This is a genomic window from Nonomuraea sp. NPDC050643, assembly GCF_040654715.1.
GTDB lineage: Bacteria > Actinomycetota > Actinomycetes > Streptosporangiales > Streptosporangiaceae > Nonomuraea.
This window is the reverse complement of the sequence record NZ_JBFAIM010000155.1, coordinates 1-3395: the sequence shown is the minus strand read 5'-3', so window position 1 is coordinate 3395 and position 3395 is coordinate 1. Positions and strand designations below refer to the sequence as shown.

At 64.7% G+C, this 3395-nt stretch carries 2 protein-coding genes; both read left to right on the top strand.

Annotation, left to right across the window (positions count from 1 at the left end):
- Window positions 1-2288, top strand: a 2288-nt coding sequence (locus AB0I15_RS66600; protein ID WP_358121088.1) for an SDR family NAD(P)-dependent oxidoreductase, incomplete at its 5' end; no start/stop codon positions are given.
- A gap of 46 nt (window positions 2289-2334) precedes the next feature.
- Window positions 2335-3395: beta-ketoacyl synthase N-terminal-like domain-containing protein (locus AB0I15_RS66595; RefSeq protein WP_358121085.1), on the top strand; the 1061-nt coding region annotated here is incomplete at its 3' end.

Here is a 3395-nt window from a genome sequence, read left to right as displayed (position 1 = left end):
TCCACGGCCACCCCTGGACCAACACCCTCCTAGCACCCCACAACCCCCAACCCACAACCCTCCCCACCTACCCCTTCCAACGCCGCCACTACTGGATCACCACAACACCCCAGAAGACCAAGACCCCCACAGACGACTCTTTCTGGACGGCGGTAGAAAACGCCGACCTCGAAACCCTCACCACCGCGCTAAATCTCCAACCACCTCAACAACAATCACTCAACGACCTTCTTCCCGCCCTCACCACCTGGCACCAAACCCACCTCACCCAGTCCACCATCGACAAGTGGCGCTACCGCATCTCCTGGAAACGCCTGCCCGGCCAATCGTCCCCGAACGTGTCCAATCTCCGGCTGTTCATCATCACGGACCCACGAAATCCGGAGCAGGAAAAACTCACTGAGCGACTGATCCAACACCTCACCACTCAAGGTGCCGAAACCACGCTCATCGAGGTCACCCGACACGACCTCGACCGCGTCACACTCGGCGACCTGCTCAATTCCGCACTGGCCCACGAGCAGCCCAAGGCCGCCGGGGCAAACAGCGAGCGAATCAGCGTCATCCTGTCTCTGCTCCCCCTGAACGAGCAGCCCTATATTCAGGATCCCCGCCTGCCCACCGGCTTCGCCGCAACGGTCGCCCTCACCCAGGCACTCCAGGATTCCCAGATCACCGCACCAATGTGGACCATCACTCAGGGAGCGGTCTCCGAATCCCCGGCTCACCCCGTACAAGCCTTGGTCTGGGGCTTGGGCAGAGTGGCAGCCCTGGAACATCCCCACCATTGGGGCGGACTGATCGATCTGCCCGATTCCCTGGACGACCGAACGCTGAACCACCTCTGCTCCGCCCTCACGAACACCGCCGGCGAAGACCAGCTCGCGATACGCCCCTCCGGCCTCCATGCCCGGCGACTCGCCAGAGCTCCCCGCAAGAATCCCCTCCGCGAATGGCGCCCCCGGGACACGGCGCTCATCACCGGCGGAACCGGCGCCCTCGGCATTCACCTGGCCCGCTGGCTCGCACGCAATGGTGCCCGCCACATCGTGCTCACCAGCCGCCGCGGCGCACAAGGCAACCCCAGCGTGAACGACCTCACCGCAGAACTGCACGAGCTCGGCACGGACGTCAAAGTCATCGCGTGCGACATGGCCGACCGAGCCGCCGTCGCGGAGCTGATCCAAGAAATCGACGCCCCGGATTCGCCCCTTCGCGTCGTCATTCACGCCGCCGGCGTCAACAAGGAAGCCCCGCTGGCACAAAGCACCCTAGATGACATGGCCGCCGTCCTTTCCGGCAAGGCTCTCGGTGCCCGGAACCTGGCCGAGGTGCTCAATCCTGGATCGCTGGACGCCCTCATCTTCTTCTCGTCCATTTCCGGCGTCTGGGGCGCGGGCCACCAATCACCGTACGCCGCCGGAAACGCGTACCTCAACGCTCTGGCGCAGCACTGCCGCGCGAACGGCCTGCCCGCCCACGCCATCGCCTGGGGCCCGTGGGCAGGCGGCGGAATGGCCACCGACGCCGCATCAGTCGAGGAGAAATTGCGGTCCCAGGGCCTTCCCACCATGGCACCCGACCTCGCCCTCGCCGCACTGGAGCAGGCACTGGACGAGGACCAGCCGTTCATGACCGTCGCCGACATCGACTGGGAACGCTTCGCGCCCACGTTCACGCTGACGCGCCCAAGCCCCCTTCTCGCGGAACTGCCCGAAGCCCAGCCCACCCCGCAGTCCGCGGAACCGGATTCGACCGAGAGCAAGGACTCGGCATTGGCGCAGCGCATGAACGGTCTGTCGCAACGCGACCAGGAACGCCTCCTCCTGGAGCTGATCCAGACCCACGCCGCCACCGTCCTCGGCCACGCCTCCCCGGAGAGCATCAAGCCCGACCGAAGCTTCAAGAGCCTGGGCTTCGAATCTCTGACCTCGGTCGAACTACGCAACCAACTGGCCGCGACCTCCGGCATGAAACTGCCCGCCACCTTGATTTTCGACCACCCGACCCCCGCCGCACTCTCGACTTTCCTACGCAGCACGGTGACGTCTGCCGACGCGAACACGACCCGCTCTGTGCTCGTACAGCTACAAGAACTAGACGCGGCAACAAGCCAGGCCGCATACACGGATGACGAACACAGAGCAATAACAGAGGAACTGCAGAGAATCCTCACCAGAATGCAACAGCAGAACTCCGCGCCCGAAGAGTCGCCGACCTACGACGACCTGCACACCGCAACGGACGACGAGCTCTTCAGCATTCTAGACAACGAGTTCAACAACTGACCCCACAGACGTCACCGCCGTCACCGCAGCGAAGGATGTATCCATTATGAGCGATAACAAGCTTCGAGAATACCTCAAGCGAGCAACAATAGACCTGCGCAAGGCCCACGTACGCATCCAAGAATTAGAAGCAAAAAAGCAAGAACCCATTGCCATCGTGGGCATAGGCTGCCGCTACCCAGGCGGAATCAACTCCGCAGAAAAACTGTGGGAGCTGGTCATCGCAGGCGAGGACGCGGTTTCCGATTTCCCCGTGGATCGCGGCTGGGACGTGAATGCCCTCTACGACCCCGACCCCGACAAACCAGGAAAGTCCTACACCCGCCAGGGCGGCTTCCTGCACGAGGCCGGCGAATTCGACCCGGCCTTCTTCGGAATCAGCCCCCGCGAAGCCCTGGCGATGGACCCCCAGCAGCGCCTCCTCCTGGAAATCGCCTGGGAAGCCCTCGAACACGCCGGCATCGACCCCACCACTCTCCACGGCACCGCCACCGGCGTCTTCACCGGCATAGTCGACCAGCACTACGGAGGCCAGACCCTCACCACCGACTCGCCAGGAACCGAGGGCTATCTCCTCACCGGTACGAGCTCCAGCGTCGCTTCGGGCCGCATCGCCTACACCCTCGGCCTGCACGGCCCGGCCGTCAGCATCGACACGGCCTGCTCCTCCTCCCTCGTCGCCGTCCACCAAGCCGTCCAGGCACTTCGGAACGGCGAATGCACCATGGCTCTGGCCGGCGGCGTCACCATCATGGCCACCCCCAGCACATTCATCGAGTTCAGCCGCCAACGCGGCCTCGCACCGGACGGCCGCTGCAAACCGTTCGCCGCCGCAGCCGACGGCACCGGCTGGGGCGAAGGCGCCGGCCTCATCGTCCTGGAACGGCTATCAGTCGCCCAGCAAAACGACCACCGCATCCTCGCCCTGATCTGCGGCTCGGCGGTCAATCAGGACGGTGCCTCCAACGGGTTGACCGCACCCAACGGCCCCTCCCAGCAACGTGTCATCCACGCCGCCCTCACCAACGCCGGCCTGCCCCCCGACCACATCGACGCCATCGAAGCCCACGGCACCGGCACCACCCTCGGCGACCCCATCGAAGCCCA